This window comes from Kitasatospora sp. Xyl93, assembly GCF_055383135.1.
The window spans coordinates 5522781-5549705 of the sequence record NZ_AP029185.1 but is presented as its reverse complement, the minus strand read 5'-3'; the positions used below and the strand labels follow the sequence as shown (position 1 = coordinate 5549705).

Here is a 26925-nt window from a genome sequence, read left to right as displayed (position 1 = left end):
CACCATGAGCGACAAGAACTGGCCGGGCCTCGGATTCTGCCCGGCCCCGGGGGACCTACCGGCCATCGCCAAGATGTACACGGACGTCGACGCGGTAGCCCGCGAACTGGAGGAACTGCGGCACGCGCTCGCGGACCTCGGCTCCGACGGCAGCGCCTGGCAGGGCGAGGCGGCCCGCAACTTCGCCGGCAGGCTCGGCGAACTGCCCAAGTACCTCACCCAGGGCCACGAGTCGATGGCCGCCTGCTCGCGGGCCCTCAAGACCTGGCACACCCAGCTCACCGCCCTGCTCGCCTCCGGGAAGACCCTGGAGGGCCAGGCCGTCGAACTGCGGTCCAGGGTGGGCGACATGAACGTCCAGTGCAGTGCTGCGGGGAAGGCCCTGGATGCCTCCACGCAGTCCACCGACGCGGCGGCCCAGGCGAGGGCCAAGGCCGACTTCGAGGCCAAGCTCCAGGCCCGGCAGCAGCTCGTGCACCAGCTCGACGAGCTGATCGCGAGCGGCCACAAGCAGCTGGCGGACCACAAGCTCAAGGCCGAGGCGGCCGCCAGGGCGATCATGGAGGCGTCCCGACACCATCCGCCGGACCCGAACCTGCTCAAGCGGATGCTGGACAAGGTGGAGCACGCCTGGCAGAAGTCGCTGGACTTCCTGGCCGACCACGCGGACCTCCTTTCCCAGATTTCCGCCGGGCTGGCGATCGCGGCGCTGGCGATCCCCGTCGCGGGCCCGATCCTGGGTGCCGCGGCCGTGCTGACCAGCGCGGCCGCGATGGCCGGGCACGGCATCGCCAAGTCCCGTGGCCAGGACGTTTCCTGGTTGAAGATCGGGCTGGACGGGCTCGGGGTGATCCCCGGCTTCGGCGCTGTCAAGGGCTTCGCCACCGCCGGAAAGACGGCCAAGGCGGCAAAGGTCCCGGGCGTCGTCAACAAGGTCAAGGCCCAGATCGGCGGCCTCAGGGAGTCGATGCAGCTCGCGAAGGGATCCGGCGTCGCCGCGCGGACCCGTGGCGCCGGCGCATCCCTGTACGAGATGACTCGCAACCCGCTGTCGACCAAGGCCATCGTCGGCGGGCTCAAGAAGGCGGGTGTCGAGGCGGATCCCCGCATGATCACGATCTCGAACAAGGCGACTGGGCTCTCCCACAGCTTCTACCAGAACTACGAGAAGGACCAGGAACGGAAGGAGAGGGAGTCGCACGTCGTCGCCCCCGGAGCACCGAAGCCCGCCTATCGCCTGCCGTCCGCACCGTTCCTGAACGCCGTCGGCTGAGAGGAGAGACCCCATGGCCGAGTACCTCCATGCGACGCTCCCCGTCGAAGGCGGGCGGATCGCCGCGGTACCCGAGGTGGTCGAGGCCGCGCGACGGGCCGAAACCCTCTACGGGATCAACCTGTTGCATGACCACGAGGCACGCGCGGTGGTCACCAAGCACCTGAGACTGCGGAACCGGGTGGGCTCCTACGCCGAGGCGGCGTGGCTGCTCATCATCATGGCGGTCGTGGCCACCTCGGTCACTGGCAACTGGGCAGCAGTGATCCTGGGAGTTCCGGCGGGAATCGCGCTCTGGGCGTGGGGTGCGCACCGCGCGTCGGAGAAGGACACCGCCTCGGTGCACTTCACCGCGTACATCGGTCTGCTGAACCAGGCCAGGCGCGCGGGGATGATGTTCCAACTTCCCTCCGAGTGGGGAGCCGATGCCGATCGGGCCTCGTGGGAGGAAAGCCCTGCGGCCGATCCACTGCCCCAGCCGCAGGCGTCTCCGGCTGCCAACCCCGCCGCCGCCGCCCTGCCCGCCGCCGCCGCCCTGCCCGCTGTCGCCGCACAGCCCGGCTCCTGGTGGCCGACTGAAGCCGTGATCGACCCGAAGTTCCCGGTGCTGCCGGTCGCCGCGGTCGCACAGCACTCGGCGCTGGCCGGCCGGGCCCGTGAGATCGGCGCTCCGCACGGCCTCGACTTCCTGGACGAACAGGCCGTCCGGGGACTGCTCACCGCTGTGAAGCGATCCCGCCGGTGGATCAGCACATGGGGAAGGATCTTCATCCTCACGGTGGTCGCCGGCATGATCATCGCCCCCCTGGGCATGGACCCCGCCGGTGCCGAGCACCGCCGACAGCTCACGTCCCTCGGCATGGGGCTGATCGCCATCGGCGTGATCACCGCTGTCCCCGCTCTGAAGGAACTCTGGACGTGGCGCCGCTCCGGGCTGCGCGACCACAGCGACGCCTACCTCGACCTGCTCGTCGAGGCCCGCGCGTACGGCGTCCCGGTCCCCGTCCCACCGGCCTGGCTGGACGTCCGCAACCGGATCCGCAAGCCCTCATGACCTCCGTGGAAGGCCCGATGCCCAGCACCCCGATGGACCACGCAGCCGCCCGGCTCCAGATCCGCTTCGTCGTCCCGCCCGCCTTCCACGAGATCCCGGTGTTGGGCACCGACGACCAGGTGGCCGAGGAGCTCTGGGAGCTGGTCTGCGAGGTGCTGGCCTCCCATCCCGACGAGCTGCGGGTGCGCTGGGCCGTGGCGCTGGCCGAGCTGATCCCGTCGATGGCCGAGGCCGGGGTGATCCACGCCGGGATGTGCCTGGTGGACGTGGACGGCCGTCCGAGCACGGCCACCATCACGGCCTCGGTGTGCCCCCTGGTCGGCACCGACTACCCGAACGCCGTGGACTTCCTGCTGACCCGCCTCGCCCGGGCCCGTCCGGAGGCGGAGGTGACGGCGATAGAGCTGCCGGCCGGGCGCGCGGCGGCGGTGATCGACGCCGTGGCGACCCGGGTCGACGCCGGGGCGGCGGCGCTGGACGCCCTGGCGGTCCCGCTGGTCGACGGGGTGCTGACCACCTCGGTGGTCCAGGTGCACCTGCCGCTGCCGAACGAGTCCCAGCTGCTCTCCCTGGAGCTGAGCACCCCGTGCCCCGAGGACTGGGAGCTCTACTCGGAGCTGTTCGCGGACGTCGTCCGCAGCATCCACCTGGAGTTCGCCGACCTGCCGACCGTCTCCGAGCCGCTGTACGACACGGTGGACGAGGAGGTGGCGGAGCGGGTGAAGGCCGCGTTCGGGTGACCGCGTGAGGATGATCAGGTGAGGGTAGCCTTGCCGACGTGAGCACCTGTGCGACCGTGTCGCGTGAACTTTCGGAGCCGCTGGCCGCGACCGCGGCGGTGGCGACCACCTGGCTGCTGGTGGAGCAGGCCGGGCCGTGGGGCGCGAAGGCGCTGAGCGAGAGCCATCTCAACGCGGCGGTCGGGCGGGCGCTGGAGGCGGCCGCGGCCGGGACGGGCGTGCGGGTGGCGCTGATCCGGCGGCCCGGTCGGCACGCCGACTGCCTGCCGACCGCACGCCACGAGGTGTTCGTCGCGCACACCGTGCCGGGCCGCGGCTGGGTTCGCCGGGCGCAGGTGGCGGATCCGGCGGAGCTGCTGGGGCTGGACTTCGCGGCGCTGGGCGCCGGCGACCACACCGGTTTCGGGGCGGACCACGTCGGCGGCCCGGTGGCGCTGGTGTGCACCAACGGGCGGCGGGACCGCTGCTGCGCGCTGCTGGGCCGTCCGCTCGCGGCGGAGCTGGCGGCGGCCGGGCACAGCGAGGTGTGGGAGGTCACCCATCTGGGCGGGCACCGCTTCTCCCCCACCATGCTGGTGCTGCCGTACGGCTACGCGTACGGGCGGCTGACGCCGGAGAGCGCCAAGGAGGTGCTGGCGGCGACGGCGGCCGGGCACATGGTGCCGGAGTGGTCGCGCGGCTGCTCGGGCTGGGAGCGTCCGGGCCAGGCGGCCGAGCACGCGGTGCGGCTGGCCACCGGCGAGACCCGGGCGGACGTGCTGACGCTCACCCAGCGGCCGGACGGCGAGAGCCGCTGGCTGGTGACGGTGCTGCACCGGGACGGCCGGTCCTGGGAGGTGGACGTGGTCGAGGCGGTCAGCGAGCCGGCGCGTCCGGAGAGCTGCGGCAAGGCGGCGGGAACGCCCTCGCGGATGGACGTGCTGTCGGTCCGGGGCGCGTGAGAGCGGCCCCGCGCCCGTGGGGGTGAGCGCGGGACCGCCACCTGTGGGGCCGCTGCCGTCCGGGCTCAGCCGCCGGTCTTGGCGACGAACTCCGTGGTGTACGTCTTCGCCAGGTCGATCGACCCCTCCTTGCCCTTGACGTCCGGGTGGAACGCGGCGAGCACCGAGAGCACCGTCTTCGGCCCGTCGGCCGGCATCACGCCGTCCGTGGTGAACATCGGCAGCGTCGCCTTGATCGCCGCCGCGTACTGCTCGGCGCCGCCCTGTGCGTAGTCGGCGGGCATCTTCGCGGCGATCTCCTCGGGGCTGTGGGTGGACATCCACTTGAGGGTCTTCACGAAGGCGTTGGCGAGCTTCTGGGTGGTGTCCTTGTTCTTCTCCACCCAGTCGGTGTTCATGTACAGCGACGAGGACGGGTACAGCCCGCCGAGCGCCTCCCGCGAGCCCTCGGGGGTGCGCATGTCGTACAGCACCTTGCCGAGGCCCTTGTCCAGGATGTTGGCGACGGTCGGGTCGGTGGTCATTCCGGCGTCGATGCTGCCCTGCTGGAGCGCGGCGATGAAGGTCTGGCCGGCGCCGACCGCGATCGGGCTGAACTCGCTGACGGCGGTGCCGTTCTTGACCGCGAGGTACTTGGTGAGGAAGTCGGTGGAGGAGCCGATGCTGGTGACGCCCAGCTTCCTCCCCTTGAAGTCGGCGCCGGACCTGATGGCGTCGGCCTGCCGGGTGGAGACCACCTCGACCTCGCCGGGCGCCTGGGCGAACTGCACCACGGACTCGACCTTCTTGCCCTTGGCCTGGAGGTCGATGGTGTGGTCGTAGAAGCCGACGGCGCCCTGGACGTCCCCGGCGAGCAGCGCGGTGGTGGCGTTGACGCCGGCCGGCTCGGTCATCAGCTCGACGTTGACGCCGGCCTCGGCGAAGTGGCCGAGCCGCTGGGTGAGCATCGCGGGCAGGTAGATGACCTTGTCCAGGCCGCCGACCATGATCTTGACCTTGGGTCCGTCGACCTGCTGGCCGGCGGGGGCGGCGACCGCGCCGTGGCCGGCGGTCGCGGCGTCGTTGGCGCAGGCGGAGAGCGGGAGGAGCAGGGCGGCGGCGAGGGCGGCGGCAGCCGCTCTGCCGGTCGGAACGGGGCGCATGGGTGGGGCCTCTCTCGGGGGGACTGGCAGGGGAGTCAGCGGCTCCGGCCGCGGCGGGGGTTCAGCGGCCGTGGCCCGTGGCGGCGGGGGTTCGGCGCCCGTCACCCGCGTCGGCGCGAGTTCAGCGCCCGTCGCCCGCGTCGGCGGGCTTCCAGCGGAACAGCTTCTTCTCGGCGAAGGTCAGCAGCCCCTCGGTGAGCAGCGCGACGACGGCGAGGATGGTCATGGCCGCGTACACGCCGGCCGCGTTGAAGGTGCCCTGGGCGGCCGCGACGAGCAGGCCGAGGCCCTTGGTGGCGCCGATGTACTCGCCGACGATGGCGCCGATCAGCGCGAAGCCGAAGCTGACGTGCAGGCTGGTGAAGATCCAGGTGGTGGCCGCGGGGATGACCACCTGGAGGGTGACCCTGCGGTTGTCGGCGCCCAGGATGCGGGCGTTGGCGACGAGGTTGCGGTCCACCTCGCGGGCGCCCTGGAAGGCGTTGAAGAACACCGGGAAGAACACCAGCACCACCGCGGAGGCGACCTTGGAGGCCGGGCCAAGGCCGAACCAGATCAGGAAGATCGGCGCGAGCACGATCCTCGGGATGGCGTTCAGCACCTTGATGTACGGCCCGAACACGTCGGCCAGGAAGCGGATCCGGCCGAGCGCGATGCCCAGCAGCACGCCGCCGATGACGCCGATCACCCAGCCGGTGAGCGCCTCGTAGAGGGTGTAGCCGATCTGCTCGCCGAGCGATCCCTGCGCGGTTCCGTGGGTGGTCCACTGCCAGATCTGGTCCCAGATCCTCGACGGCTGGGAGAAGTTGAACGGGTCGATGACGTCGGTGCGGGCGCACACCTCCCACAGCCCGAGGAAGGCCAGCAGCACCGCGACCCGGGCCGCGTAGACGCCCAGCCTCCGGTTGCGTGCGGCCCGTTCGCGGGCCTCGGTCCTCGTCGTGGCGGCCGGGGGCTTCCCGCCGGCGGCCGGCCCGGACGCGGGCGCGGACTCGGGTACGGACTCGGACGCGGTCTCAAGCGGCACGACCCGCTCCTCTCTCCCGGGTGATGCGCACCTCTTCGCCGAGCGAGGCCCAGATCTCGCGGTACAGCTCGACGAACCTCGGCTCCAGCCGGACGGCCTCCACGGTGCGCGGGCGCGGCAGGTCGACGGTGAAGACCTCCTTGACGGTGGCCGGTCCGGCCGTCATGACGACGACCCGGTCGGCGAGCGCGATGGCCTCGTCCAGGTCGTGGGTGACGAAGACGACCGAGGAGCCCGTACCGGCCCACAGCTCCAGCAGCTGGTCCGACATCAGCGCCCTGGTCTGCACGTCCAGCGCCGAGAACGGCTCGTCCATCAGCAGGATCGCCGGGTCGTTGACGAAGGTCTGGGCGAGCGCGACGCGCTTGCGCATGCCACCGGACAGCTGGTGCGGGTAGCGGTCCTCGAAGGCGGCCAGGCCGACCCGGCCGAGCCAGTCCCGGGCCCGGTCCCGGGCCTCGGCGGCGGGCACGCCGCGGAAGCGCGGGCCGGCCATCACGTTGGACAGGACGGTGCGCCAGGGGAAGACGGCGTCCTGCTGGAAGACGAACCCGACCTTGGGGTCGATCCCGCGCACGGGCTCGCCGTACACCAGGACCTCGCCCTCGGTGGGCTCCTCCAGGCCGCTGACCAGGGTCAGCGTGGTGGACTTGCCGCAGCCGGTGGGGCCGACGACGGCGACGAACTCGCCCTGGGCGACGGTCAGATCGAGGTCGCGGACGGCGGTGTGCAGCGCCCCGGAGGGGGTGCGGAACCGTTTGGTCGCGCCGGTCAGCTCGATCGCCGGGGTTGTGCTCATTCGATCCTCCCGGGTCTGTGCTTGCCCCGGAAAGGTAGGAGCGGGCCCGGCCCCGGCGGGAGCCTTCTCCGCGTAGTGCGACTTCTCCGCATAGAGGGGTGTTCTGCTCGTTTTGCTTGCGCTACAACTGCGGGGACGCGGCTGACAGAAACACGCCCGAAACGTAGGGTGTCCCGACCCCGTCCCGCCGGTCCCCCACCCACCGGCCCGTCCCCCGCCGGCCGCCGGCCCTCCCCCGACCGGCCCCGTCCCGTTCCGCCCCGTCCCGCTGAGTCCCGCCCCGTCCCAGCCCGCCCACCTGCGCAGAACCGCCCGAAGCCGCCGAGAGGAGGCCCGGATGAAGCTCCCCCGCGGACCCCGTCGGGTCTTCGCCCAGCTGCTGCTGAGCCAGACCGTCGTCACCGTCGGTGTCACCGCCGTGACCGCCGGACTGTTCCTGGCCCCGGTCAGCAGCGAGCTGGACCACGACGCGATGCAGCGGGCGCTGTCGATCGCCCAGGCCACCGCCACCGACGAGAGCATCGCGCGGGCCGCCGCCGGCCGCGACGTGGTGGCCGCGCAGCGCAACGCCGAGCAGATCCGGCTGGCCACCGGCGCCAGCTTCGTGGTGGTCACCGACCTGGACGGCATCCGGCTCTCGCACACCGACCCGGGCCGGATCGGCCAGCGGGTCAGCACCGACCCGGAGCCCGCCCTCAGCGGCCGCAGTGTCACCGCCATCCAGCAGGGCACCCTGGGCCGCACCGCCCGCGGCAAGGTGCCGCTGCGGACGGCGGACGGCCGGATCGTCGGCGAGGTCTCGGTCGGCATCAGCGACGACTCGATCCGCCGCCGGCTGCTGAAGATGCTCACCGGCATCCTGCTGTGCGCGGGCGCCGGCCTGGCCGCCGGGACGCTCGCCACCCTCCTGCTGGCCCGCCGCCTCAAGCGCCGCACCCACAACATCGCGGTGGCCGACATCTCCGCCCTGCTGGTGGAGCGGGAGGCGATGCTGCACGGGATCCGCGAGGGCATGGTGGCACTGGACGAGCGCGGCCGGATCCGGCTGGCCAACGACGAGGCCGTCCGGCTGCTCGGCCTGCCGGAGGACTGCACCGGCCGCCCGATCGGCGCGGTGCTGCCACCGGGCCGGCTGGCGGACGTCCTCGCCGGGCGGATCGCCGGCGCCGACCTGCCGGCCGTACGGGACGACCGGGTACTGGTGGTGAACCGGACGGCCACGCCCGAGGGCGGCGCCGTGGTGACCCTGCGCGACCGCACCGAGCTGGAGTCGCTGGTCCGCGAGCTGGACACCACCCGCAGCCTGACCGAGGCGCTGCGGGCCCAGGACCACGAGCACGCCAACCGGATGCACACCCTGCTGGGCCTGCTGGAGCTGGGCCGTCACGAGCAGGCGGTGGCGTTCATCTCGGAGCAGTCCGGCTCGCACGCCGTGGTCGCCGCGCGGATCGCCGAGCAGGTGCGGGACCCGCACGTGGCGGCGCTGCTGGCGGGCAAGACCTCGGTGGCGGCCGAGCGCGGGGTGCGGCTGACGCTGGCCCCGGCGGCGCACCTGCCGGACACCGTGGTGGACGCCCGGGCGCTGGTGACGGTGCTCGGCAACCTGGTCGACAACGCGGTGGACGCGCTGGCCGCGGGCGGCGGGGGCCGGGTGGAGGTGAGCCTGGCCGCGGCCGGCCCGACCCTGCTGCTGCAGGTCGCGGACAGCGGCCCGGGGGTGCCGGAGGCGCTGCGCGAGCAGGTCTTCGAGGAGGGGTGGACCAGCAAGGACGCGCCCGCGCACCGTCCGCGCGGGCTGGGGCTGGCGATGGTGCGGCGGCTGGTCGAGCGGACCGGCGGCCGGATCGTGCTCGACACCGGGCCGCTCGGCGGCGCCCGGTTCACCGTCGAGCTGCCCGAGGCCCTGCTCACCACTCAGCTCGCGGAGGCGTGATGATCGACGTACTCGTGGTGGACGACGACTTCCGGGTCGCGGACGTGCACGCCGCCTACGTGGCCAAGGTCCCGGGCTTCCGGGTCACCGGCACCGCGCACTCGGCCGGGGAGGCGCTGGCCGCCCTGGAACGCCGCCCGGTGGACCTGCTGCTGCTCGACCACCACCTGCCCGACGAGACCGGCCTGGCCCTGGTGCGCCGGCTGCGGGAACGCCAGGTGGCCTGCGACGTGATGATGGTGACGGCCGCCCGGGACGTGTCGACGGTGCACGCCGCGATGCAGCACGGTGCGCTCCAGTACCTGGTCAAGCCGTTCACCTTCGCCGGGCTGCGGGAGAAGCTGGTGGCGTACGCGCAGCTGCGGCACGCGCTCGCCGCCCCGGCCCGGGAGGCCGGCCAGGACGAGGTGGACCGGCTGTTCGCGACCCTGCGCAGCGCCGCCGCCCCGGCCGGGACGCTCCCCAAGGGCCACTCGGCGCCCACCACCGACCTGGTGATGGGCGTACTGCGCCGGGCCGGCCGGCCGCTGTCCGCCCAGGAGGTCGCCGACGCCACCGGGCTGAGCCGCTCCACCGCGCAGCGCTACCTCAAGCAGCTGGAGCGGGACAGCCGGCTGCGGCTGACCCTGCGGTACGGCGACACCGGCCGCCCGGAGCACCGCTACGGGCTGGCGGCCCGGGCCTGAGCCCCACCGCCCCCGGCCCCGGCCCGGGGGCGGACAGGGGGGAACCCCGGCGGCCCCAGGCCCGCCGGGGTTCCCCGGGGCGCGACGGCTCAGGCCGCGCCCGCACCGGTGAGGGCACGGACCTCCAGCTCGGCGAACCGGTCCGGGTCGGCGGGCTCGGACGAGGTGACCGTCCCGATCCAGCCGGCCAGGAAGCCGAGCGGGATGGAGACGATGCCCGGGTTCTCCAGCGGGAACCAGTGGAAGTCGAGACCGGGGAAGAGCGCCTCGGCGGAACCGGACACCACCGGCGAGAAGCACACCAGCACGATCGCCGGGACCAGCCCGCCGTACACCGCCCAGACCGCGCCCCGGGCGGTGAACCGCGACCAGAACAGGCTGAACAGCAGCACCGGCAGGTTGGAGGAGGCGGCGACGGCGAAGGCCAGGCCGACCAGGAAGGCGACGTTCAGGTGCTGGGCGAACAGGCTGATCACGATCGCCGTCGCCCCGATCCCGGCGGCGGCGATCCGGGCGACCACCACCTCCTGCTGCTCGCTGACCTGGGAGGTCGACTCCTTCCCCGACCGGGAGGCCGGGACGCTCTCGCCCCGACGGCGCCGACCGCGGCTGCCCTTCACCTGCTCGCGCGCCGGCCGGGCGCGCCAGGCGCCGGCCCAGATGTCGTGGGCGAAGGCCGCCGAGGAGGCCAGGGTCAGCCCGGCGACCACGGCGAGGATGGTGGCGAAGGCGATCGCCGAGATCAGGGCGAACAGCACCACCCCGCCGGTGCTCCCGTTGCCGCCGCCGAGCGACAGGGCGAGCAGCGGGACGGCGGTGTTGCCGGCCGAGTTGGCGTGCCGCACCTCGGCCGAGCCGATCAGCGCGGTGGCGCCGAGGCCGAGCACGATGGCCATCAGGTAGAAGCTGCCGACCAGGCCGATCGCCCACATCGTGGAGCGGCGGGCGGCCCGTGCGGTGGGCACGGTGTAGAAGCGGGACAGGATGTGCGGGAGGCCGGCGGTGCCGAGCACCAGGCCCAGGCCGAGGCTGACGAAGTCCAGCCGGCTGGTGATGCTGCCGCCGTACTTGAGCCCGGGCTCCAGGTAGTGGTGCCCGGCGCCGCTGTGCTGGGCGGCCTGGCGCATCAGCTCGCCGAGGTCCCCGTGGAAGCGGACCACCAGCAGCACGGTGAGCAGCACCGAACCGCCGGTCAGCAGGAAGGCCTTGATGATCTGGATCCAGGTGGTGGCCCGCATCCCGCCGATGGTGACGTAGACGATCATCAGGGCGCCGACCGCGATGATGGTCCAGGTGCGGGCGTGCGGGCTGCCGGTGCCGAGCAGCAGGGCGACCAGCGAGCCGGCGCCGACCATCTGGGCCACCAGGTAGAGCAGGGTGACGACGACGCTGGCGCCGCCGGCCGCGGCGCGCACCTTGCGGCGGCGCAGCCGCAGCGCGAGCACGTCGGCGAGGGTGTACCGGCCGGCGTTGCGGACGAGTTCGGCGACCAGCATCAGCACGACCAGCCAGGCGACCAGGAAGCCGACGCTGTAGAGCACGCCGTCGTAGCCGTACAGCGCGATCAGCCCGGCGACGCCCAGGAAGGAGGCGGCGGAGAGGTAGTCCCCGGAGAGCGCGAAGCCGTTCTGCAGCGGCGTGAAGTCGCGGCCGCCGGCGAAGAAGTCCTCGGCGGCGTTGCCCTGGCGGCCGACCCAGAGGGTGACGCCCAGGGTGACCAGGACGACCACGGCGAACAGCGCGATGGCGAGCGAGTGGTGGTCGCCGGTGGGGGCGACGGGCGGCGGGGTGGCGGTCGACACGGTCTGGACCGCGGTCTGTACGGCGGCCTTGGCCGCGTCGGTGGGCACGGTGAGCATTCCGGTCGTCATCGCAGTTGGTCCTGGGTGTCCCAGCGCAGGCCCAGGGCGGCGCGGTCGCGCTTGGTCCGGGAGTTGCGGGCGTAGAGCCAGGTGAGCAGGAAGGTCGTGGCGAACTGCAGCAGCCCCAGCAGCCAGGCCACGTTGAGCGGGCCGGCCACCGTCCTGCGCATCAGGTCGGGGGCGCCGGCCTGGGCGGCGACGAACAGCAGGTACCAGGCGAGGAAGGCACCGGTGATCGGGAAGACGAAGGTCCGGTAGCTGCGGCGGATCTCCCGGAAGGCGGCGCTGGCCTGGACCGCCCGGTAGACCTCGGTGCGGTCGGCGACCGGCTCCTCGGCGAGCGGCTCGCCCGGGCGGGCCGGGTCCTCGGGATCGGCGGGAGTGGTCTGGGCGAACGGCTCGACGGCGGCCCCGTGGACGGGCGCGCCCACGGCCGCCGACCCGGCGACGGCCTCTGCCGACTGGGCCGTGCGGGCGTGGTCCGTACGGGCGGGGCCGGACTGCGCCGGTACCGCCGTTCGGAGGTGCGCAGCCGATGGCTCGGCGGACTCAACGGGGATGCCGGCGGCCGGAGCGGCCCACCAGTCGAATTGCTGTCCCGGGCCGGGACTGCTCGTCTGCTGCTGTGGCACTGCTGCTCCTGGACGGCCGGATGTTCTGACCCGAACCATGATGGCGGCCCTTGGAGAGCGCCCCTGACCATCGCAGATACGTTCACTCGATGAGGTGATCGATCATCCGACAGACGCTCATCCGACTACTGCTGCGTCCTGGTGATTCCGTGTCGGAACGCGTACGCGACCGCCTGCGCCCGGTCCCGTACCGCGGTCTTGGCGAACAGATTGTTGATGTGGGTCTTCACGGTGGCCTGACTGACGAACAGCCGTTGGGCGATCTCGGCGTTGGACAGCCCCTCGGCGATCAGCGCCAGCACCTCGGCCTCCCGGGCGGTCAGCCCGTCGGGCAGCTCCTCCGGCCGGGCGCCGGGCCGCTCGGCGCCCGGTCCGGCGCCGCCGCGCTGCTCCGAAAGACTTTCCAGCAGCCGGAGTTGGACCTGCGGGGAGAGCCCCGCCGCGCCCGAGCGGACGTCCGCGACGGCCCGGGCGATCTCCTCGGCGCCGGCGTCCTTGGTGAGGTAGCCGCGCGCCCCGGCCTGGAGCGCCGGGAACAGCGAGTCGTCGTCGGCGTAGGTGGTCAGCACCACGACCTCGGTCCCCGGGTGCGCCGCGCGGATCCGCCGGGTCGCCTCGACGCCGTCGCAGCGCGGCATCCGCAGATCCATCAGCACCACGTCCGGGTGATGACGCTCCACCAGGGCGACGGCCTCCTCCCCGTCCCCCGCGGCCCCGACCACCTCGATGCCGGGCAGCAGCCCCAGCAGCATCACGATTCCCTCGCGCACCACCGTCTGGTCGTCCGCGACCAGCACCCTGGTCACCTCCGGCTCGCTCACGCGCCCACCCCGCCGCGCCCGGCGGTCGCTCCGCGGAACGCGCGCCCTCCGACGACGGCCTCGCCGCTCCCACTCACTCCGGCACCCGCAGCAGCACGCGCCACCCTCCGTCCTCCGGGCCGGCCACCAGCGAGCCGCCGAGCAGTTCCGCGCGTTCGCGCATTCCGAGCAGACCGTACCCGCTGCCGCTGGCGGCCAGCTCCGCCGGCGCCCCCTCGCCCTCGGACCGGCCGCGCGGCGGCCGGGCGTTGCGCACCTCCAGCTCCACCGCGCCGTCCAGGTAGCGCAGTTCGACGGAGCAGCGGGCGCCGGCCGCGTGCTTGCGGACGTTGGTCACCGCCTCCTGCGCGGTGCGCCGCACGGCGAGGGAGGCCTCGGCGGCGAGCGGCCGGGGCGTGCCGGACACGACGAGGGCGGCCCGCTCCCGTCCGGTCAGCTCGACCAGGAACTCCCCGACCGGGGTGAGTTCCCCGCGCAGCGCGGACAGCGCCTGCCGGGTCTCGACCAGCCCGTCCTGCGCCATCCGCCGGGCGGCGACGACCCGTTCGCGGATCTGTTCGCGGTCCGTCCCGGCGTCCAGCATCAGCCGGGCCGCCTCCAGGTGGACGAGCTGCGCGGAGAGGCTGTGGGCGAGCACGTCGTGGATCTCCCGGGCGATCCTGGCCCGTTCGGCGAGCGCCGCGCTCTCCGCCTCGGCGGCCCGGGCAGCCCGCTCCTGGGCGAGCAGCCGGCGGGAGGTGCCGCGGGCCTCGACGTCCAGCCGCAGCAGGTAGCCGAGCAGGGTGATCCCGCCGACGGTGGCCGCGACGCTGAGCCAGCTCGCCGTGGTGACCGCCGCGTACGAGGCCAGCGAGGCCGCCGACGTGACCAGGCCCGGCACGGGCGGCATCCGGACCAGGGACATCACCGCCAGGCCGTACCAGAGCACGTCGGCGAGCAGGGTCGCCCGGCCGCTGTCGGCCAGCCAGGCGGCGCCGAGCACCGCGCCGGCCAGCAGGTACGCGGGCAGCGGGCGCTGTTCCCGGGTGGCCCGCAGGAAGGCCGCGCAGAGCCCGACGGCGGCGGCCAGTCCGGCCGCCGCGGCCACCGCCGCCCAGCCGGCGAACCCGCCGTCGGCGAAGGTCCCCCAGACGACGGTGACCAGCAGCACGCCCCGGCCGAGCACGGTGAGCACCCGCCGCGGCCGGCTCTCGGCCTCGCGGTCCATCCCCTCGCGGGAGGGCCAGCGGGTCCAGTACCACCCGGCCACGGGTGCCTCCTCGGTGTTCACGGCGGTGGGTCGGGTCAGCGGGCGGGGGGTGCGGATCGGGGCCGCGGGCCAGGGTTCGGGTCAGCGGCTCGGGTCAGCGGCTCGGGTCAGCGGCTCGGGTCGGGTCCGTACGGCCGCGGAGCCACCCGGTTCAGTGCACGGCGGCGACGGGCGGCGCGGGCTCCAGCGCCCGGGCCCTCCAGTTGACCACGAACGAGCGGACCAGCAGCAGGACCGCCATGCCGAGCATCAGGGAGCTGCCGGACTGGTGGACGTGCAACGCGGCGCCGATCCCGTACAGGCCGATCCGGACCACGACCATCCCGATCCAGGCGGCCACCGTGGCCCTGGTGCCCTTGGCCATGACCGAGCCGTCCTCGGTCCTCCAGAGCCGAACCGTCCAGCCCCAGGCCGTTCCCGTCCCGAGCACCGCGACCAGCCCGGCGGCCAGCAGGACCGCCGACAGCGCGGCGTGCCGGTGGTCGACGATCTGCGGGTCCCGCAGCGCGAGCGCGCCCAGGACGAGCGGCAGCACCCAGAAGCGGCGCTCGGTGTCCAGGCGCTGGGCGCGCATCTGGCGCCGGACCACCAGGACCGCCACGACGGCGATCACGAGCAGGTTGGCGAGGGTGGTCATCGGACTTCTCCGTCCGGGAGAGGGCTGGTCACTGACCTCTCCGACGCTACGGACGCGCCGGTTCCCGCTGATCGGAGCCGGGGTGGACCCCGGGTGGAACGCGTCCGCGCGGGGCCTCCACCCGTGGGTGGAGGCCCCGCGCGGACGGAGTGCGCGTCAGGCGTCGATGCGCGAGCGGTCCAGGGTTGCCGCGGAGTCCACGATGAACTCCTTGCGCGGGGCGACGTCGTTGCCCATCAGCAGGTCGAAGATCTTCTCCGCCTGCTCCAGGTCGCCCAGGTTGATCCGGCGCAGCGTGCGGTGGCGCGGGTCCATGGTGGTCTCGGCCAGCTGGTCGGCGTCCATCTCGCCCAGACCCTTGTAGCGCTGCACCGGTTCCTTCCAGCGCAGGTTCTTGCGCTGGAACTCCAGCAGAGTGGAGCGCAGTTCGGCGTCGGAGTAGGTGTAGTGGTACTTCTCCTGGCCGCGCTTGGGGTTGGTGAGCTCGATCCGGTGCAGCGGCGGCACGGCGGCGAAGACCCGGCCCTGCTCGACCATCGGCCGCATGTAGCGGTGGAAGAGGGTCAGCAGCAGGGTGCGGATGTGCGAGCCGTCGACGTCGGCGTCGGCCATGAAGATGACCCGGCCGTAGCGGGCCTGGTCGATGTCGAAGGTGCGGCCGGAGCCGGCCCCTATCACCTGGATGATCGCGGCGCACTCGGCGTTCTTGAGCATGTCGCTCACCGAGGCCTTCTGCACGTTCAGGATCTTGCCGCGGATCGGCAGCAGCGCCTGGAACTCGGAGTTGCGGGCGAGCTTGGCGGTGCCGAGCGCGGAGTCCCCCTCGACGATGAACAGTTCGCTGCGGTCGACGTCGTCGCTGCGGCAGTCGGCCAGCTTGGCCGGCAGCGAGCTGGTCTCCAGCGCCGTCTTCCGGCGCTGGGCCTCCTTGTGCTGCCGGGCGGCGACCCGGGTGCGGGCGGCCGCGACCACCTTCTCCAGCACGGCCCGGGCCTGGAGCTTCTCGTCCTTCTTGGCCGAGGTGAGGAAGGCCTTGAGCTCCTTGGCGACGACGGCGGCGACGATCCGGTTGGCCGCCGACGTGCCGAGCACCTCCTTGGTCTGGCCCTCGAACTGCGGCTCGGCGAGCCGGACGGTGACCACCGCGGTCAGGCCCTCGGTGGCGTCGTCCTTGGTGATGTCGTCCTCGGCGACGCGCAGCAGCTTGGCCGCGCGCAGCGCCTCGTTGACCGTCTTGGCCAGCGAGCGCTCGAAGCCGGTCACGTGGGTGCCGCCCTTGGGGGTGGCGATGATGTTGACGAAGGAGCGCAGCGTGGTGTCGTAGCCGGCGCCCCAGCGCAGCGCGATGTCCACCCCGAGGTGGCGGGTGACCTCGGTGGGGGTCATGTGGCCGAGGTCGTCCAGGACCGGCACGGTCTCCTTGAAGGTGCCCTCGCCGCGCAGCCGCAGCACGTCGCAGACCGGCTTGTCGGGGGCCAGGAACTCGCAGAACTCGGCGATGCCGCCGTCGTAGCGGAAGACCGACTCCTCGATCTGCTCGCTCTCGGTGAGCCGCTCGTCACGCACCACGATGGTCAGGCCGGGGACCAGGAAGGCGGTCTGCCGGGCGCGGCTGTGCAGCGTCTCCAGGGAGAGCCGGGCGTCCTTGAGGAAGATCTGCCGGTCGGCCCAGTAGCGGATCCGGGTGCCGGTGCGGGTCTTCGGCACCTTGCGGGCCTTGGTCAGGCCGTTGCCGGGCTCGAAGGGCGCGTCCGGGCTGGTCTCGGTGAAGATGCCGGGGGTGCCGCGGCGGAAGCTGATCGCGTGGGTGTGCCCGCCGCGGTCGACCTCGACGTCGAGGCGGGCGGAGAGCGCGTTGACCACCGAGGCGCCGACGCCGTGCAGACCGCCGGAGGCCGCGTAGGAGCCGCCGCCGAACTTGCCGCCGGCGTGCAGCTTGGTCATCACGACCTCGACGCCGGACAGCCCGGTCTTGGGCTCGACGTCGACCGGGATGCCGCGCCCGTTGTCCCGGACCTCGACCGAGGAGTCGGGGTGCAGCACGACGTCGATGCGGTCGCAGTAGCCGCCCAGCGCCTCGTCGACGGAGTTGTCGATGATCTCCCAGAGGCAGTGCATCAGACCGCGGCTGTCGGTCGAGCCGATGTACATGCCGGGGCGCTTGCGGACCGCCTCCAGCCCCTCCAGGACGAGCAGGTGCCGCGCGGTGTAGTTGGAACCGTCGTCGCCGGCCAGCAGCGCGGACGGCACGGTCGTTTCGGCACTCACGCGGCACTCTCCTCGGTGAAGTTCTGTCTCATCGGTCACATCCGGACGCATCCGGACCAAACGCCAGTGCAGCACGCGGCACCGACATCCGTCGCCCTGCGTGCCCGACCCCCTGCTCCGGGTGCGCAGCACGACGGGTCGGCCCCGCGCAGCTTGTACGCGCTGCGCGAACAAGCACCGCACCCGGGTGCGGACCCCGGGGGCGCCATCTCCTCCCGGTACCACCGGTCCTGGCGGATCGTGGGGCCCGGCGCAGGCTCCGGAACTGCCGTTATGCAGGCTACCGGGGCCCGGGACGGGGCTTATGCTCCAACCCGGCAGAGGATTATGCTACGCGGACCTCGTACCCGATCCCGATCGGGCGTTCGAGCGAGGGGCGGATCCCGGGATTCGGCACGCATGAACCACCGGCGCCCGGGGCACGTCCTCATCAACACAGCAGAATCCTCAGAGAAGAAAGCCACGAGCGGGAACGTTTTCGGCCTGGTTGGATGTTGACCCTGGTACGACAGCTCGTCGAGCTAGAGAAGAGGCGACGTGACTACTGTTCTGACCCCTGCGAGCCCGCTCACCGCGGCTGACCGCTGCGACCGCTGCGGCGCCCAGGCCTACCTGCGCGTCGTACTCGCCAGCGGCGGAGAGCTGCTCTTCTGCGCCCACCACGGCCGGAAGTTCGAGCCCGAGCTCAAGAAGATCGCCGTGGAGATACAGGACGAGAGCGGCCGTCTCACCACGACGGACGCGGCCACGGCCGCGGACGAAGAGCGCTGATACCGGGCGCCAAAACCAGCAGCCGGCGTCGAGCTGTGTCCGGTCGCGCACCGCGCGCGACCGGTGGGCCGGGCGGCTGACCCCTTCGGGGGCCGGCCGCCCGGCTCTGCTGTACCCGGCGCGTGCTCCCGGCCCCCGCGAGGGCCCGGGCCCTTGCGGCCGACGCTCCGTCAGAACCCGGCATCAGCACGTGACCGACCGCTCACCCACCGCGATCCGGGCGGCACCGGGCACAGCGCGTGGGCAGGCGTTCACAGGACCGAGCGCACCGCGTCCGCGACCGACGACACCCTGGTGTAGACGCCCGGGTGGCCCGCCTCGGCGCAGCCCGTCCCCCAGGACACCAGGCCGACCAGCCGGCCGTCGACGACCATCGGGCCGCCGCTGTCACCCTGGCAGGCGTCCTTGCCGCCCCGCTCCTCGCCCGCGCAGACCATGCCCCGGGCGTCGAACTTCCCGTCCTGCCCGCCCGGGTACGCCTGCGCGCAGGCGTGGTCCGGCACGATCGGCACGGCCACCCCGCGCAGGGTGGGCGAGTAGTCGCCCCGCCCGGTGGTGTCCCCCCAGCCGTACACCTGCGCCGTCGTCCCGGCCGCGTACGGCGCGGTCTCGCCCTGGCCGACCACCTCGACCACCGGCCGGGCGCCCTGTGACTCGGCGAGGGTGAGCACCGCGACGTCGTTCATGTTGGCGGCGAAGGAGTAGTCGGGGTGGACCCACACCGACCGCACCGCCACCTCCCGCCCGGCCGTCCCGCGCATGTCGTCCCGGCCGACGATCACCTTGAGGCCCGGCCGATCCACCCGGCCCTTGGACTCGTCGTAGAAGCAGTGCGCGGCCGTGACCACCTTGGTCGGAGTGACCAGCGCGCCCCCGCAGAACTGGCCGGACCGGCCGCTGCCGAACTGCTGGCGGCTGGACAGCGCCACGATCCACGGGTGGTCCGCGGTGCTCGCCGCGGTGCCGCCGACCACCCGGCGCTGCGCCTCGGCCGGCGCCGCGGTGCCGAGGGCGACCAGCGGGACGGGCACGGCGGCGAGCAGCGCCAGCACGGCGGCCCTGCGGCGCCGGCCCGCCCGGACCTCGGCCGGATCGGCCGGGTCGGCGGGGCCCGCCGGGAACGGGGTGGACGTCGGCAGGTCAGTGCGGTCCGGCTCGGTCGGCACCGTGACTCCAGGGGCTCGGTAGCAGGCAACCGGCACAGCGTAGGTGACCGGCTACACGGTGCGACCGCTTACCGCCGCGCCGCCACCCGGACGAGGGACAACCACCACCCGGACGCTGACGGGCCGGACGCCAGCGCGTCCGGGCCCGGGCAGGCCGGGAGAACGACGGGCCGGGCCCGGACAGCCGCGAAGGCCCGGAGCCGTGCGGCCCCGGGCCTTCGCGTGGAACGACTGCCGTCGATCAGTCCAGGTAGTCGCGCAGCACCTGGGAGCGCGACGGGTGGCGCAGCTTCGACATGGTCTTCGACTCGATCTGGCGGATGCGCTCACGGGTGACCCCGTAGACCTTGCCGATCTCGTCCAGCGTCTTCGGCTGGCCGTCGGTCAGGCCGAAGCGCATCGAGACCACGCCCGCCTCGCGCTCGGACAGGGTGTCCAGCACCGAGTGCAGCTGCTCCTGGAGCAGGGTGAAGGAGACCGCGTCGGCCGGGACGACCGCCTCGGAGTCCTCGATCAGGTCACCGAACTCGCTGTCGCCGTCCTCGCCCAGCGGGGTGTGCAGCGAGATCGGCTCACGGCCGTACTTCTGGACCTCGATGACCTTCTCGGGGGTCATGTCGAGTTCCTTGGCCAGCTCCTCCGGGGTGGGCTCGCGGCCCAGGTCCTGGAGCATCTGGCGCTGGACGCGGGCCAGCTTGTTGATGACCTCGACCATGTGCACCGGGATGCGGATGGTGCGGGCCTGGTCGGCCATGGCGCGGGTGATCGCCTGGCGGATCCACCAGGTGGCGTAGGTCGAGAACTTGTAGCCCTTGGTGTAGTCGAACTTCTCGACCGCACGGATCAGACCGAGGTTGCCCTCCTGGATCAGGTCCAGGAACAGCATGCCGCGACCGGTGTAGCGCTTGGCCAGCGAGACCACCAGGCGGAGGTTGGCCTCCAGCAGGTGGTTCTTGGCCCGGCGGCCGTCCTCGGCGATGATCTCCAGCTCGCGCTTGAGCTTCGGGGCGAGCTTGTCGGCGGCCGAGAGCTTGTCCTCGGCGAACAGACCGGCCTCGATGCGCTTGGCGAGCTCGACCTCCTGCTCGGCGTTGAGCAGCGGGACCTTGCCGATCTGCTTCAGGTAGTCCTTGACCGGGTCGGCGGTGGCGCCGGCGACGGCGACCTGCTGGGCCGGCGCGTCGTCCTCGTCGTCGTCGGAGAGGACGAAGCCCTCCGACTCCTCCTCCGGACTGGTGCCCTCGGCCTCGGCCTTGTCACCGGGCAGCGCGACGTCCTCGAGCAGCTCCTCCTCGCCGAGCAGCTCCTCGTCGCCCTTGGCGGCCTTGCCGGCGGCGGTCTTCTTGGCGGCGGCCTTCTTGGCCGGCGCGGCGGTCTTCTTGGCCGCGGCCTTCTTGGCCGGGGCGGCCTTCTTCGCGGGAGCCGCCTTCACCTCGGTGACGAGGCCGGTCGCCTCCTCGACGGTGATGTCGGCGGAGACGGTGGGAGCCGGGGCCGCCGCGGCGGCGACGGCCGGAGCCGCGACGGGAGCGCCGGGGGCGATCCGCACGGGCGGCTTGGTCGGGGCCGACGGGGCGGCCGGGGTCCGGGTGGTGACAGCCTTGGTGGCGGTGCGCTTGGTGGGGCTCTTGGCAGCAACGCTCTTGCGCTTGGCGCCGGCCGGTTCGGCCGCGCTGACCATGAGGTCCACCCCCTCCTCAATCAGCACCTGGTTGAGGCTGCGCATGACGTTCTTCCACTTGGTGACCGGGATCTGGTCCGCCTCGAACGCCTGGCGCACGTCGTCACCGGCGATCTGCCCCTGGGCCTTGCCCCGCTCGATGAGCGCCAGCAGAGCTGCGGACTCCGCGATCTCGGGGGGAAGCGAACGGGATGTGCTGGCCGACACGAACAACCTCTCGGACGATGAGTGGACTCGAACCCGTACCGGCCGCCCGAGCGGGCGGGGAAGGAGATCGCGCGCCGGGCGCGCGGTGTCGATTCCGACCGACTCGGGCTTGAGGACTGGGTTTGCAGGACGGCAGCAGCGCCGCGGACCAACACAGCATTCTGACATGTTGGAGTATTCCGGAGCTGCTTCCGCTCAGGACACATCGCTGCTACTCGTCAAGTGTTACGCATGGCCTTCGTGTCGCGGGTCACACCACCCGGCGTCCGCAACCGGGGCCGCTTCCATCATCGCGCACTCGCGCGGCAAACCATTGTCATGAACAAGCCCTCGAATGGGGCCCGGCTTTCCGCGGCCCGATTTCCGGGCCGGTGTTTCACCGGCTCGCCCCCCGGGCCCGCGGCCTCCGCCGGCCCGCGGCTCCCGGCCTTCGGTCTCCCCCGGCTCGCGGTCTCCCCACGGCCCGGCCGCCCGCAGCTCGAGACCTTCCCGGGGTCGGCCCCGCGCCGACGGCATGCGAAGGCCCTCCGGCTGCGCCGCGCGGTGCGGCCGGAGGGCCCGGCGGAGCGGACCGCCGCCGTCCGGCGCCTCCGCTCGTGGACAGCCCGTTCAGCGCTTCCTGGGCCCGTTCAGTGCTCCCTGGGCGCGGGAACGGACGGCTCGATCTCGGGGTGGACGGTGAGCAGCGCCCGCATCGCGGCCTCGCCCGCGGTGCCGTCGCCGGCGCCCAGCGCGTCCACCAGCCGGGCGTGCAGGCCGACCGAGGACTCGGAGGGCCGCTCGCAGGAGATCGCCGGGCCGCCCGACACCTGCAGCGCGCAGGCGACGATCCCGGACAGGTGCTCCAGCATCCGGTTGCCGGCCATCTGCAGGATCAGGCCGTGCAGCTCGGCGTCGGCCCGGGTGTAGGTGGACAGGTCGGCCTGGGAGGCGGCGTGGCCCATGATCTCGACCAGCTCGACCAGGCGCTGCTGGACGTCCTCCCGGCCGTGGCCGGCGGCGAGCCGGGCGGCCAGCGGCTCGATCGCCCAGCGGAGCTCGAACAGCTCCCGGCGCTGCTCGTCGCGCTGCGGGCCGAAGGCGCGCCACTCGATGATGTCCGGGTCCAGCAGGTTCCAGTCGCTCACCGGGCGGACCCGGGTGCCGACGTTCGGCCGGGCGCTGACCAGGCCCTTGGCCTCCAGGACGCGCAGCGACTCGCGGACGACGGTGCGGGAGACCTCGAACCGCTGGCCGATCTCCTCGGGCACCAGCGGGCGGTCGGCACCGAGGTCGCCGGAGACGATCATCTGGCCGAGCTGCTGGACCAGCTGGCCGTGCAGGCCGCGGCCGCGGCTGCTGGTGGTCTTGCGGCCGACCCTGGCGATGTCGGACTCGGCGCCCTCCCAGCGGGGCGCCGGCGGGGTCGGCCGGTCGGCGTACGAGAAGCGGTCCAGGTCGCCGGGACCGTGGATGGACCCATCGGCGGAACGGGCGGGGGTCATGGTGGGGTGCGCAAGGGTACTCACGCCTCCTTTGTCGGCGATCCGCAGGCGTGGCTTGAGAATTCTCGTGAAAAGCACACGAAAGGGTGATCGGCCGTGACTGGATAATTGACTTCTTATCAGGACGAAACGCGCAATACGGTCACTGCTGGTCGATCTTGGAATTCCCGGACAGGACCGCACCGGAGGGGCAGCGCTCGGGATGGCGGAACGCGGCCCGGCCGGGGCGCGGCTTCCGCGTGGGCAGGTCCCGCGCGGGGCGGCCTACAGGGCGCGGCGGCGGGCCTGGACCAGCAGGGCGGCGAGCAGCAGGAGCGCCGCGGGGGCGGCGACCGCGGCGAACAGGGCCGGATCGCTCAATACCGCGCCGTCGACCGTCTCCTCGTACGAACCACCGCCGTACACCCTGCCGTAGGCCCACTCGATCCCGGACTGGAACGGCAACAGGTCGGTCAGCCGGGTCGGCCACGGCCTGCCGGTCTGGCGCAGCAGCAGGGCGGCGCCGGACTCCAGCAGCGGCGGCAGCGCGCACAGCAGCAGCACCCCGGCGGCGGCGCCGCGGGTCAGCGAGGCGGTCAGCACCCCGGTCCAGCCCGCCGCCACGGTGAGCAGGACGAAGGCCAGCAGCGCGGCGGGCACTCCGTGGCCGGCCGCCAGCCCCAGCGGGGCGAACGCACCCGGCAGGTCGGACAGCCCGGACACCCCGACACCGGTCAGCACCCCGGACACCCCGTCCGACAGCGCGTCCGGATCCGTCCAGGCCTCGACGGTGACGCCGTCCGGCAGCGCGAGGTGCACGGCCACCGCGTCGAGCAGCAGGGTCGCCAGCGCCAGCGCGGCCGCCAGCGGGCCGATCACCAGCAGCTTGGCCAGCAGCAGCCGCACCCGGCGCGGGTACGACACCTGCGAGGCCGGCAGCCCCGGGTAGCGCACCTCGTGCCCGTACGACAGCGCGCCCAGCACCGCGGCGCCGAGCGCCGCGAAGGGCAGCGGGACCAGTGGGACGGCGGCGGTCAGCAGCCGCGCCCCGATGGGGGCCACCAGCGGGCCGTCCGTGGTCTGGCTCGCCAGGACGGCGGCCACGGCGGCGTCGCCGAGCAGCACGGCGGCGAGCAGCAGCCAGGTGGAACGCAGGCCGCGCAAGCGGCGCAGTTCGTAGGCCAGGACACGCACGGTTCACTCGCTCCGGTGGTCGTCGGGGGTGGCGGGGGCTGCGGGGATCGCGGGGGTGGTGGGGCTGGTGATGTCGGGGGCGCTGGGCGTGGGAGTCCGAGTGGCGGAAGCCCGGACGGCGGTCGCGCCCGAGGCCGGGAGGCGGAGGCGGACGGTGTCGTCGGTGAGCAGGTCGTCGGCGCCCATCCGACGGCCGAGGCGCCGGAACCAGGCGGGTGTCAGGGCCGATGCCGAGGTCGCGCTCGGGGTCGGGGCAGGCGCGGGGGCGGGCACCGGCGCCGGGTCGTCACGGAAGAGCTGCTCGACGACGACGGTCGGGGCGGGTTCGGCGGCGGCGTCGGGGGTGCCGTACGGGTGGGTGGAGTCGTTCCCGGTCTCCGCGGTCGGCTCGGGGCGGCGGCCGGCCGAGCCGAGGACGGGGAGGGCTGCGGCGGGGAGGGCGGCGGCCACGGACACGGCGGGCAGGGCGCGGGCGGGCAGGGAGCCGTCCTGCCGGGGGCGGCGGAGGAGGCCGCGCTTGGGGGCGGCGGCGGCCTCGGTGGCGGCTTCGGCGACGGAGCCGGCTTCAGTGGCGCAGGCGGAGGTGGTGGCGATGGCCGGTCCGGGCAGGGCAGGGGCCGTCGCGGGCTCGGCCGGGGGTAGCACGGCTTCGACCGGGGCGGACTCGGCGGCCGGTTCAGCGGCCGGTTCAGCGGCCGGTTCAGCGGCCGGCTCAGCGACCGGCTCGGGGACCTGATGGAGGGCCGGCGTCGGACTCGGCTTCCGGGCCGGCTCCGGGCGCGGGTCGCTCCCGGCTTCCGGATGGAGGCGGAGGTGGCCGGAGCGGCCCGAGCCGACCGGCAGGACGACCCTGGGCGCCGGTTGCTCGACCACCCGGTCGGCCAGCTCGTGCAGCAGGATCCCGTGGCGGTAGGCGAGTTCACCGATCTCGGTGCGGTCGATGCCGGCCACCGCGAGGCCCACGCTGCTCTCCCGCCGCACGTCCGCGCCCTGACTGGTCAGCAGGTCCGCCAGCCGCGCCATCTGCGGCCCCCGGACGGCCACTTCGGGGCTGAGCCTGGTCCGCCGGAACTCCTCGACCGGCTGGTCGGCCACCAACTGGCCGCGATCCAGGGTGACCACCCGGTCCGCGAGCTGCGAGGCCTCCTGCAGGCTGCGGGTGGTCACCAGGACCGTTCCACCGGCGGCGCCGAAGGAGCGCAGGAAGGAGTGGAACCACTCGACGTTGCGCGGCGACAGGCCGTCGGCGGGCCCGTCCAGCAGCAGCGCGCCGGGGTCGCCGAGCAGGGCGGCGGCCAGCGCCAGCCGACGGTGCATGCCGGGCGAGAAGGTCCGCAGCCGCTGACCGGCGACAGCGGCCAGCCGGGTCTGCTCCAGCAGTTCGTCGGCCCGCCGGGCGGGAACGCCGACGGCCGCGGCGAGCATCCGCAGATGACCGCGCGCCCTGCGGCCCGGGTGCCCGGCCACCGCGGCCTCCCCGGTGCCGGGCAGCAGCACCCCGACCTCGCGCTCGGGGTGGCGCAACCGGCGGTAGGGACGGCCCCCGAAGAGCGTGACGCCCTGGCCGCGTTCGAGTTCGAGCATCAGCCGCAGCGCGGTGGACTTGCCCGCACCCTCGGCTCCGAGCAGCGCGGTCACCGTGCCGGGCTTGGCGTCGAAGGTCAGATCGAGCACCGCGGGTGGAGCGCCCCTGCGATAGACCTTGGTCAGTCCGGTGATCTGGATCATCGCTGGCTGCTCCCATGCCCTCGGCCGACCTGCTCGACACGGAGCACCCGTGACGGGCGGGCATGCACCCGCGCGGCTCCGCGCCAGCACATTAGGGGGCGGCGACGGCCATTCCGGGCATTACGGGAACGGCGCGGGCCAGCCGACTGCCCACCTCACCCGATCAGGGGACAATCCGATCCTGCGATTCACGGGCGGTCGGTCCGTTCCGGGGCGTCGGCGCCTTCGGTGGCATCGGTGTCGTCGGCGGCTTCGGCCACTTCTGCGGGCGCTGCGCGCTCGGCGGGATCGGAAGATTCGGGGGCTCTGCGCGATCGGGGGCTTCGGCCGGGCGGAGCACGGTGCCCGGCGCAGGGTGCGGGCGCGGCTGCTACCGGGAGGACCAGGGCGGCGGCGGGAGCTGCTCACCGGCGCACACCGCGTGGAACCCGTCGACCGCGGCGCGGCCCTCGACCGTGATCTCGCCCAGCCGCTCCCGCTCGGCGGCCAGCCGTTCCTGCACGGCGGCGATCGACTCGGGCGCCGCGTGCTCCGCCTGCAACGCGGCCAGCTCCCGCTCCGTGGCGGCGGTGGTCGCGTCCAGGCTCCGGTAGTCCGCCGCCAGCCCCTCGATGAGGGTTCGCCGGTTGGCGCAGTCGTTGGTGGCCATCGCGGGGCTCCCTGTGCCGGAAGGCCTCCGGCCCGGCGGCCGGAGCGTCCATCGACACTCTGCGCCGCCGCCCCCGGAACCGCAGCCAGGCCAGGCCATTCGGTCGTTCGGGGCCGCGTCGTGGCGGGACGGCACCCGGCCCGGGCGGGCCGGGCATGGGCGCGGCGGGGCTCAGGACTCCGGGCGGAGCATGGGCGGGTTGAGGACGGTCGCGCCGCCGGCGGTGAACAGCTGGGCGGGGCGGCCGCCCTGACGGGTCGTGGTGCCGCCCGAGGGCAGCAGGAAGCCGGGGGTGCCGGTGACCTTGCGGTGGAAGTTCCGAGGGTCCAGCACCACGCCCCAGACCGCCTCGTAGACCCGGCGCAGCTCGCCGACAGTGAACTCGGTCGGACAGAAGGCGGTGGCGAGGGAGGAGTACTCGATCTTGGAGCGGGCGCGTTCCACGCCGTCGGCGAGGATCAGACCGTGGTCGAAGGCGAGCGGGACGCCGTCGGCCGGGTTACCGCCGAGGAGTTCGCCGACCGGGGCCCAGCGGGCGCCGCTGGCGTCGCCGCCGGCCCGGGGCGTGGGCAGGTCGGGGGCGAGCACCAGGTAGGCGACGCTGACCACGCGCATCCGGGGGTCGCGCTGCGGGTGGCCGTAGGTGGCGAGCTGCTCCAGGTGGGCGCCGGCCGCGCCGGGGCCGACCGCGTCGTGGCCGGGGGCGGTGTGGGCGCGCAGGCCGGTCTCCTCGGCCAGCTCGCGGGAGGCGGCCTCGGCCAGGCCCTCGTCCGGGCGGACGAAGCCGCCGGGCAGCGCCCAGTACCCCTGGAACGGCGGCTCGCCCCGTCTGACCAGCAGGGCGCAGAGCGAGTGGTCGCGCACCGTCAGCACCACCAGGTCAACCGTGACAGCGAACGGGGGGAAGGCCGACGGATCGTAACGCGACATGGGCACGATCATAGTCGTCTCTCTGACGATAAGCACAGGCCGTGCGTGGACCGCGCAGGGGCCCGTGCCGCC

At 73.5% G+C, this 26925-nt stretch carries 23 protein-coding genes; 7 read left to right on the top strand and 16 right to left on the bottom strand.

The genetic code is table 11. The features are described 5' to 3' along the window. The first annotated feature begins 4 nt into the window (after positions 1 to 4). Genes ACZ5GH_RS24615 through ACZ5GH_RS24600 form a run of 4 tightly spaced genes read left to right on the top strand, consistent with a single transcriptional unit; the run spans position 5 to position 4008 of the window. A complete protein-coding gene (locus tag ACZ5GH_RS24615; RefSeq protein WP_464335249.1) occupies positions 5 to 1273 on the top strand; it encodes a hypothetical protein in 1269 nt (422 codons plus the stop codon). A gap of 13 nt (positions 1274 to 1286) precedes the next feature. Next, the gene (locus tag ACZ5GH_RS24610; RefSeq protein WP_387759553.1) at positions 1287 to 2327 is read left to right on the top strand and encodes a hypothetical protein; all 1041 of its coding nucleotides are present in this window, start codon (positions 1287 to 1289) and stop codon (positions 2325 to 2327) included. Between the two features lie 17 nt (positions 2328 to 2344). Further along, positions 2345 to 3067, top strand: coding sequence for a hypothetical protein (locus tag ACZ5GH_RS24605; protein ID WP_387759551.1), 723 nt, complete (start codon positions 2345 to 2347; stop codon positions 3065 to 3067). A gap of 38 nt (positions 3068 to 3105) precedes the next feature. Continuing rightward, complete coding sequence (locus ACZ5GH_RS24600; protein WP_464335248.1) at positions 3106 to 4008, top strand: sucrase ferredoxin; 903 nt, start codon at positions 3106 to 3108, stop codon at positions 4006 to 4008. A gap of 65 nt (positions 4009 to 4073) precedes the next feature. On the opposite strand, the gene ACZ5GH_RS24595 is transcribed toward ACZ5GH_RS24600, so the two are convergent. From ACZ5GH_RS24595 to ACZ5GH_RS24585, 3 genes are all read right to left on the bottom strand, one after another. Further along, the gene (locus ACZ5GH_RS24595; protein ID WP_464335247.1) at positions 4074 to 5150 is read right to left on the bottom strand and encodes an ABC transporter substrate-binding protein; all 1077 of its coding nucleotides are present in this window, start codon (positions 5148 to 5150) and stop codon (positions 4074 to 4076) included. Between the two features lie 121 nt (positions 5151 to 5271). After that, positions 5272 to 6177 carry an ABC transporter permease gene (locus ACZ5GH_RS24590; protein ID WP_387759546.1) on the bottom strand — a complete coding sequence of 302 codons (906 nt, stop codon included), beginning with the start codon at positions 6175 to 6177 and terminating at the stop codon, positions 5272 to 5274. Next, positions 6167 to 6976: an ABC transporter ATP-binding protein gene (locus ACZ5GH_RS24585; protein WP_387759544.1), complete on the bottom strand. Its 810-nt coding sequence runs from the start codon at positions 6974 to 6976 to the stop codon at positions 6167 to 6169. Before ACZ5GH_RS24585 ends, ACZ5GH_RS24590 begins: the two co-directional genes overlap by 11 nt. Before the next feature lie 337 nt (positions 6977 to 7313). On the opposite strand from ACZ5GH_RS24585, the gene ACZ5GH_RS24580 reads away from it, so the two are divergent. After that, a complete protein-coding gene (locus tag ACZ5GH_RS24580; protein WP_387759543.1) occupies positions 7314 to 8909 on the top strand; it encodes a sensor histidine kinase in 1596 nt (531 codons plus the stop codon). After that, positions 8909 to 9595, top strand: a complete 687-nt coding sequence (locus ACZ5GH_RS24575; protein WP_359912604.1) for a response regulator — start codon at positions 8909 to 8911, stop codon at positions 9593 to 9595. Before ACZ5GH_RS24580 ends, ACZ5GH_RS24575 begins: the two co-directional genes overlap by 1 nt. A gap of 89 nt (positions 9596 to 9684) precedes the next feature. On the opposite strand, the gene ACZ5GH_RS24570 is transcribed toward ACZ5GH_RS24575, so the two are convergent. From ACZ5GH_RS24570 to ACZ5GH_RS24545, 6 genes are all read right to left on the bottom strand, one after another. After that, positions 9685 to 11466, bottom strand: coding sequence for a solute symporter family protein (locus ACZ5GH_RS24570; protein ID WP_387759542.1), 1782 nt, complete (start codon positions 11464 to 11466; stop codon positions 9685 to 9687). Then, on the bottom strand, positions 11463 to 11888 hold the full coding sequence (locus ACZ5GH_RS24565) for a DUF485 domain-containing protein (protein ID WP_464335246.1): 426 nt from the start codon (positions 11886 to 11888) through the stop codon (positions 11463 to 11465). The genes ACZ5GH_RS24570 and ACZ5GH_RS24565 overlap by 4 nt, the downstream gene beginning before the upstream one ends. Before the next feature lie 326 nt (positions 11889 to 12214). Then, the gene (locus ACZ5GH_RS24560) at positions 12215 to 12841 is read right to left on the bottom strand and encodes a response regulator (protein WP_464336863.1); all 627 of its coding nucleotides are present in this window, start codon (positions 12839 to 12841) and stop codon (positions 12215 to 12217) included. A gap of 142 nt (positions 12842 to 12983) precedes the next feature. Then, positions 12984 to 14117: a sensor histidine kinase gene (locus ACZ5GH_RS24555; RefSeq protein ID WP_464336862.1), complete on the bottom strand. Its 1134-nt coding sequence runs from the start codon at positions 14115 to 14117 to the stop codon at positions 12984 to 12986. A gap of 193 nt (positions 14118 to 14310) precedes the next feature. Then, positions 14311 to 14796, bottom strand: a complete 486-nt coding sequence (locus ACZ5GH_RS24550; RefSeq protein ID WP_387759539.1) for a DUF1453 domain-containing protein — start codon at positions 14794 to 14796, stop codon at positions 14311 to 14313. A 156-nt stretch (positions 14797 to 14952) separates the two neighbouring features. After that, positions 14953 to 17064: a DNA gyrase/topoisomerase IV subunit B gene (locus tag ACZ5GH_RS24545; protein WP_387759537.1), complete on the bottom strand. Its 2112-nt coding sequence runs from the start codon at positions 17062 to 17064 to the stop codon at positions 14953 to 14955. Positions 17065 to 17601: 537 nt separating this feature from the next. Between ACZ5GH_RS24545 and ACZ5GH_RS24540 the strand changes: the two genes are divergently transcribed. Next, positions 17602 to 17835 (top strand): DUF7455 domain-containing protein, encoded by a 234-nt coding sequence (locus tag ACZ5GH_RS24540; protein ID WP_387759535.1) that lies wholly within the window; start codon positions 17602 to 17604, stop codon positions 17833 to 17835. Positions 17836 to 18086: 251 nt separating this feature from the next. Here the strand turns inward: ACZ5GH_RS24540 and ACZ5GH_RS24535 are convergent, their stop codons facing one another. From ACZ5GH_RS24535 to ACZ5GH_RS24505, 7 genes are all read right to left on the bottom strand, one after another. Then, positions 18087 to 18887 carry a S1 family peptidase gene (locus tag ACZ5GH_RS24535; protein ID WP_387759569.1) on the bottom strand — a complete coding sequence of 267 codons (801 nt, stop codon included), beginning with the start codon at positions 18885 to 18887 and terminating at the stop codon, positions 18087 to 18089. A 355-nt stretch (positions 18888 to 19242) separates the two neighbouring features. Continuing rightward, complete coding sequence (locus ACZ5GH_RS24530) at positions 19243 to 20889, bottom strand: RNA polymerase sigma factor (RefSeq protein ID WP_464335245.1); 1647 nt, start codon at positions 20887 to 20889, stop codon at positions 19243 to 19245. Positions 20890 to 21518: 629 nt separating this feature from the next. Further along, positions 21519 to 22451, bottom strand: coding sequence for a FadR/GntR family transcriptional regulator (locus ACZ5GH_RS24525; RefSeq protein ID WP_387759532.1), 933 nt, complete (start codon positions 22449 to 22451; stop codon positions 21519 to 21521). A gap of 186 nt (positions 22452 to 22637) precedes the next feature. After that, complete coding sequence (locus ACZ5GH_RS24520) at positions 22638 to 23546, bottom strand: hypothetical protein (RefSeq protein ID WP_464335244.1); 909 nt, start codon at positions 23544 to 23546, stop codon at positions 22638 to 22640. Between the two features lie 3 nt (positions 23547 to 23549). Next, positions 23550 to 25274 carry an ATP-binding cassette domain-containing protein gene (locus ACZ5GH_RS24515; protein WP_464335243.1) on the bottom strand — a complete coding sequence of 575 codons (1725 nt, stop codon included), beginning with the start codon at positions 25272 to 25274 and terminating at the stop codon, positions 23550 to 23552. A 370-nt stretch (positions 25275 to 25644) separates the two neighbouring features. Next, on the bottom strand, positions 25645 to 25923 hold the full coding sequence (locus ACZ5GH_RS24510; protein WP_464335242.1) for a hypothetical protein: 279 nt from the start codon (positions 25921 to 25923) through the stop codon (positions 25645 to 25647). 171 nt (positions 25924 to 26094) lie between these two features. Beyond that, a complete protein-coding gene (locus tag ACZ5GH_RS24505; protein ID WP_387759525.1) occupies positions 26095 to 26853 on the bottom strand; it encodes an NUDIX hydrolase in 759 nt (252 codons plus the stop codon). Between the last annotated feature and the right edge of the window lie 72 nt (positions 26854 to 26925).

Bases quoted from the DNA above. Each gene is read 5' to 3' on its own strand.
- ACZ5GH_RS24615 (WP_464335249.1), top strand. From the start codon at position 5: ATGAGCGACAAGAACTGGCCGGGCCTCGGATTCTGCCCGGCCCCGGGG.
- ACZ5GH_RS24510 (WP_464335242.1), bottom strand. From the start codon at position 25,923: ATGGCCACCAACGACTGCGCCAACCGGCGAACCCTCATCGAGGGGCTG.
- ACZ5GH_RS24580 (WP_387759543.1), top strand. From the start codon at position 7,314: ATGAAGCTCCCCCGCGGACCCCGTCGGGTCTTCGCCCAGCTGCTGCTG.
- ACZ5GH_RS24585 (WP_387759544.1), bottom strand. From the start codon at position 6,976: ATGAGCACAACCCCGGCGATCGAGCTGACCGGCGCGACCAAACGGTTC.
- ACZ5GH_RS24610 (WP_387759553.1), top strand. From the start codon at position 1,287: ATGGCCGAGTACCTCCATGCGACGCTCCCCGTCGAAGGCGGGCGGATC.
- ACZ5GH_RS24555 (WP_464336862.1), bottom strand. From the start codon at position 14,117: ATGGACCGCGAGGCCGAGAGCCGGCCGCGGCGGGTGCTCACCGTGCTC.
- ACZ5GH_RS24605 (WP_387759551.1), top strand. From the start codon at position 2,345: ATGCCCAGCACCCCGATGGACCACGCAGCCGCCCGGCTCCAGATCCGC.
- ACZ5GH_RS24575 (WP_359912604.1), top strand. From the start codon at position 8,909: ATGATCGACGTACTCGTGGTGGACGACGACTTCCGGGTCGCGGACGTG.
- ACZ5GH_RS24595 (WP_464335247.1), bottom strand. From the start codon at position 5,150: ATGCGCCCCGTTCCGACCGGCAGAGCGGCTGCCGCCGCCCTCGCCGCC.
- ACZ5GH_RS24570 (WP_387759542.1), bottom strand. From the start codon at position 11,466: ATGACGACCGGAATGCTCACCGTGCCCACCGACGCGGCCAAGGCCGCC.
- ACZ5GH_RS24515 (WP_464335243.1), bottom strand. From the start codon at position 25,274: ATGATCCAGATCACCGGACTGACCAAGGTCTATCGCAGGGGCGCTCCA.
- ACZ5GH_RS24560 (WP_464336863.1), bottom strand. From the start codon at position 12,841: ATGCTGCTGGGGCTGCTGCCCGGCATCGAGGTGGTCGGGGCCGCGGGG.
- ACZ5GH_RS24550 (WP_387759539.1), bottom strand. From the start codon at position 14,796: ATGACCACCCTCGCCAACCTGCTCGTGATCGCCGTCGTGGCGGTCCTG.
- ACZ5GH_RS24505 (WP_387759525.1), bottom strand. From the start codon at position 26,853: ATGTCGCGTTACGATCCGTCGGCCTTCCCCCCGTTCGCTGTCACGGTT.